Origin of the sequence: Corynebacterium sp. BF-R-2 (genome assembly GCF_024586525.1) — a bacterium.
Lineage (GTDB): Bacteria > Actinomycetota > Actinomycetes > Mycobacteriales > Mycobacteriaceae > Corynebacterium > Corynebacterium singulare.
This window is the reverse complement of record NZ_JAMFTP010000023.1, coordinates 1-4,819: the sequence shown is the minus strand read 5'-3', so window position 1 is coordinate 4,819 and position 4,819 is coordinate 1. Positions and strand designations below refer to the sequence as shown.

General features: G+C 60.9%; 1 protein-coding gene and 2 pseudogenes. 1 reads left to right on the top strand and 2 read right to left on the bottom strand.

Annotated features, from left to right (window positions below; all coding sequences use genetic code 11):
* Nucleotides 1-454: 454 nt before the first annotated feature.
* Nucleotides 455-1,345, bottom strand: a pseudogene (locus M5J09_RS13060) (IS481-like element IS5564 family transposase); the annotation flags it as partial.
* Between the two features lie 39 nt (nt 1,346-1,384).
* On the bottom strand, nt 1,385-4,270 hold the full coding sequence (locus M5J09_RS13055; protein ID WP_011116984.1) for a Tn3 family transposase: 2,886 nt from the start codon (nt 4,268-4,270) through the stop codon (nt 1,385-1,387).
* Nucleotides 4,271-4,395: 125 nt separating this feature from the next.
* Here M5J09_RS13055 and M5J09_RS13050 point away from each other — a divergent pair.
* Nucleotides 4,396-4,731: pseudogene (locus tag M5J09_RS13050) on the top strand (recombinase family protein); the annotation flags it as partial.
* Between the last annotated feature and the right edge of the window lie 88 nt (nt 4,732-4,819).

Sequence of the window (4,819 nt, the reverse complement as noted above, 5' to 3'; positions counted from 1 at the left end):
ACAGCCGTCGCGGTCGCCGGTGGAGTCTTCGGTGCCGCAGCGCTCGTAGTTGCTGCCACCATCATCAGTCACCTACAGGAGCCAGTTACACCTGAAGTTTAGAATCATTGTGTGATGAAGCACATCGGAGGAGGTCGAAGAAGCCGCCAGTCGAACGCGTACTGTGCTCCGAAACTGGTAAACGCGAATACGAGCACTATAATGACGCCGTGCATGTAGCACTGAAACGGTCGCGACGGGCAGGGCCGCTGCGGATCTACGAATGCCCTCGTGCGGGTCGTGGCACCTAACCAAGCGCCCTGACTGGGGCAAACCACCGGCGAACTAATGACTACGGGTCTGTCTCGGCGAGGAACGCTCCGGAGAGCGTCTTTCCTGGACGCTCCAGGAGTTTCGTTCTCATGCATAGGCAGCCGAGGCGCGCTGCAAGGCTTGTAGCCCTGAGGCCAGTCGCCTAGGTGTGATGTCCAGGGACGTTGTTGAGTCGGTCGAAGGGTACGCCGCCAATCGCAGAGTGGTGTCGGTGGTGGTTGTAGAAGTGGAGCCAGCCGGGCAGCGCCAGGCGTCGTTCGGCCTCTGAACCGTAAAACCTGGCATAGGCCCAGCCGTCCCCGAGCGTGCGGTGGAATCGCTCGATCTTCCCGTTCGTCTGCGGCCGGTAGGGGCGTGTCCGCTTGTGTCGGATGCCGAGCCGAGCGCAGAAGTCCCTCCATGCGTGGGATCTGTATGCCGACCCGTTGTCGGATAGGACTCGCTCGACGGTCACGCCTCGTTCGGCGAACCAGGCCACGGCGCGTTCGAGAACTCCCACCGCTGTGCTCGCCTGCTCATCCGACCAGATTTCTGCGTATGCGACGCGGGAGTGGTCATCGATGACTGTGTGAACGAACGCCGTCCCGGTGCGCGGCTTGTGATCTTTTCCTCGTGGTAATCCCGGAGTCGCGAGCTTGTTCCGTGCGCCTTGCTGCCGACCTACGTAACGATGTCCACCGCCGTCGGGGATGTTGCCGAACTTCGTGACATCGACATGAATCAACGATCCCGGATGAGGATGCTCATATCGCCGCAATGGCTCGCCAGTGACACGATCGATATGCGAGAGGCGGTTCACGCGGCAACGGACGAGGACCGCGTGAACAGTCGACGTCGAGAGACCAAGTCGCGCAGCGATCTGGGCTGGCCCCAGTCGAAGCCGCCAGCGCAGGTTGATGATCTTCTTCTTGACATGCTCGGGCGTCCTGCCTGGGATCCGGTGCGGCTTGCTGGAGCGATCCTGCAACCCAAACTCACCCTCTTCCCGGTAGCGGCCTGCCCATTTCCGGGCAGTGATCGGGGAGACCATGAACATCTTGGGGTCGTTTGCGGGAGGGGGCGGAATCCTACGCTAAGGCTTTGGCCAGCGATATTCTCCGGTGAGATTGATGTGTTCCCATCCGAGCGGCGAAACATGGGCCAAGAGATCGGGCGATAGCAGCTTTCCATCGCGTTTCTGGTTTGCAACGACCTCGCCGAGCTTCATGGTGTTCCAGAAGATGATGATGGCGGCGAGCAGATTCATGCCGGCGATGCGGTAATGCTGGCCTTCGGCGGAACGGTCGCGGATTTCACCGCGGCGGTGGAAGCTGATTGCCCGCTTCAGCGCATGATGAGCTTCGCCTTTGTTGAGCCCGATCTGGGCACGCCGTTGGAGTTCGGCATCCAGAATCCAGTCGATCATGAACAGGGTGCGCTCGACGCGACCGACTTCCCGCAGGGCTGTCGCGAGCTCGTTCTGCCGCGGATAGGAGGCGAGTTTCCGCAGAATCTGGCTTGGCGCGACGGTCCCGGCAGCAATGGTGGCGGCGATGCGCAGGATGTCGGGCCAATTGCGCTCGATCATGGCTTGGTTGACCTTTCCGCCGATCAACGCTCGCAGGTGCGCCGGGGCGGCCGACGGATTGAACGCGTAGAGCCGTTTGGATGGCAGGTCGCGGATGCGCGGAGCGAACCGGTAGCCGAGAATGGCACATGCGGCAAAGACGTGATCGGTGAAGCCGCCCGTGTCGGTGAACTGCTCGCGGATATGGCGTCCAGCATCGTTCATCAGCAGGCCATCGAGGATGTAAGGCGCTTCGCTTGCCGTTGCAGGAATCACCTGGGTTGCGAACGGCGCATATTGGTCGGAGACGTGGCTATAGGCTTTCAGGCCCGGGGTATTGCCATATTTCGCGTTGACCAGGTTCATGGCCTCACCTTGCTCTGTAGCGACGAAGAACTGTCCGTCGCTCGAAGCCGACGTGCCCATGCCCCAGAACCGGGCCATGGGTAACGCTGCCTGTGCCTCGACCACCATGGCCAGCGCCCGGTCATAGGCTTCGCCCTCGACATGCCACCGTCCAATGCGGATCAATTCCCAGAAGGTGTGGGTGTTTGTCGCATCCGCCATTTTGCGCAAGCCGAGGTTGATCCCTTCCGCCAAGATAACGTTCATTAGCCCGATCCGGTCAGCGCAGGGTGCTCCTGTGCGCAGATGGGTGAACGCTTCGGTGAAGCCGGTCGCCGCATCCACCTCCAGCAGGAGATCGGTGATGCGCGTGGGCGGGATCTGCTTGTAGAGATCGAGCACCAGATCTTCGGCGCCTGTCGGCGCGGCGGCTTCGAGTTTCTCGATATGCAGAACGCCGTTTTCAATCGACCCGCCCGGGATCGTGCCTGCGCGAGCGGCACGGCCAAGCTCGCGCAACCGCATGTCGAGGCGAGCTTGCCGGTCTGCCAGCCATTCCTCCGGCCGCAATGGCACAGCGAGACGACCGCCTTCCGCGATGGCTTGTGCCGGAACGAGTGCGTGTTTCAGATCGCCATAGCGCCGGGACCTAGTAAGCCAGACATCTCCGGAGCGGAACGCATCGCGCAGATGGAACAGCACCGCGATCTCCCATAGGCGAGCGTCGCCAGCCCTCTGGGCCCGAAGGTGGCGATGCCATTTCGAGCTGGGCCGCAAGAAGCTGGTCATCGCGGCATCGTTCAAACCGGTACGAAGGGCCGTCACCGCTTCCAGAAGCGGCAGTGCAACGGGCGCAGCTCGCAGATCGAGCAGGCGCAACATGCGTGGAGCGTATCGGCGGAAGCGGTGATAACCGTCGAGCACATGATTGAGCGGATCGTCGGCCATGGTGGCGGTCAGCCTGGTTGCCATTGCAACAAGGGTTTTTAAGCCGTCCCACCCTGACCCACTCGCGATGACATCGCCCAGCGGCTGGCCATCATCCTGTGCATCGACCAGGGCGCCCCCGATCTCGGCGAAGGATTTCAGGGTGTCACGCACCACCCCCGCTTCGTCTGCGACCTTTGCATGGCAAATACGCTCCGAAGCACGGTAGAGACGGCCGACGATCCGGTCGTGGGTTTCGACCACTGCGTCGGCCAACATCGCCTGCCATTCCGAGACGCAAACAGCCAAGATCGCAAGCCGCCTGTCCTCCGGGAGATCGCGCATGCCGTCGGCATAATACCGTTCACCCTGCCTGCGCAGACGAGTCACCCGATGGGCAGGAACGCCGGCAAGCAGATCCTCGGGGAGATCGACGCGTTGCAGATATTCGAGCCGGTCGAGCAGCCGGTTGGCCGACGAAGAGTTCGAGCCAGGCTCGAACTGGCGCAGCCACACAAAACGGGTCACCCGATCATCAGCCGTCTCCTCGAGCAATGCCAGCAACTGTTCTCGGATCGACATAGGCAGCCGACTGGCGATCCTCGTCTCGATGCGTCGCTCGGCATCGACGAGAGCCGCGGCACAAAGCCGCTCGATCGTGGATGTCGCGGGAAGGACAGTGCGGGTGCGTCGGCACTCGGCTACGAAGCGACGGGCGATATCCTCGTTCGACACCGCCATCTCGGCTTCTCGGAACAACCATTCCTTCAGCTCGCTCGCACCACGTCCGGAGAAGGTGCGGAAGCCGTAGAGCCCCCGTAACTCGGCAAGATGCTCGTGCCGTGTTTCCTCGCGGGCAGCATAGTCTACGAGATCGTCGGCACCCAGGCCAAGCTGCGCTCCGATAAATTCGATGACCTCTGCAGGGATCAGTTCGCCTGGAGCCAGCACCCGGCCGGGATAGCGCAGGACACACAATTGCAGGGCGAAGCCGAACCTGTTGTGAGCGCGCCGACGCAGCCTGATATGCCCAAAGTCTTCATCACTCAGCGTATAGTGCTTGAGCAAATCCGTCTGTGAAGTCGGCAAGCGCAACAGCGCGTCTTTCTGCCGATCGGTTAGAGTGACGCGACGCGGCATACATGTTCCTTTTTCAAAATCTGATAGCGTTCAAGACGCTTTGTTTATGAAGCTGGTTGAGATACATTTCCAGAGGTCAATGCAATCGTGGCCGAAGCGCCGCCTCAAACCAACGTTTGTGATACATGCTGATCGGATATGCCCGCGTCTCCAAAGCCGATGGCTCGCAGTCTCTCGACCTGCAGCACGACGCCTTGCGCGCCGCAGGTGTCGAACGGGACAATATCTATGATGATCTTGCTTCCGGCGGTCGTGATGATCGCCCTGGCTTGACTGCCTGCCTCAAGTCATTGCGTGACGGCGATGTGCTGGTGGTCTGGAAGCTCGATCGCCTCGGACGATCGCTTGCCCATCTGGTCAACACGGTGAAGGAGCTGTCAGACCGCAAGATCGGCCTGCGGGTTCTGACTGGAAAGGGCGCTCAGAGGCACTGTTGCAAAGTTAGCGATGAGGCAGCCTTTTGTCTTATTCAAAGGCCTTACATTTCAAAAACTCTGCTTACCAGGCGCATTTCGCCCAGGGGATCACCATAATAAAATGCTGAGGCCT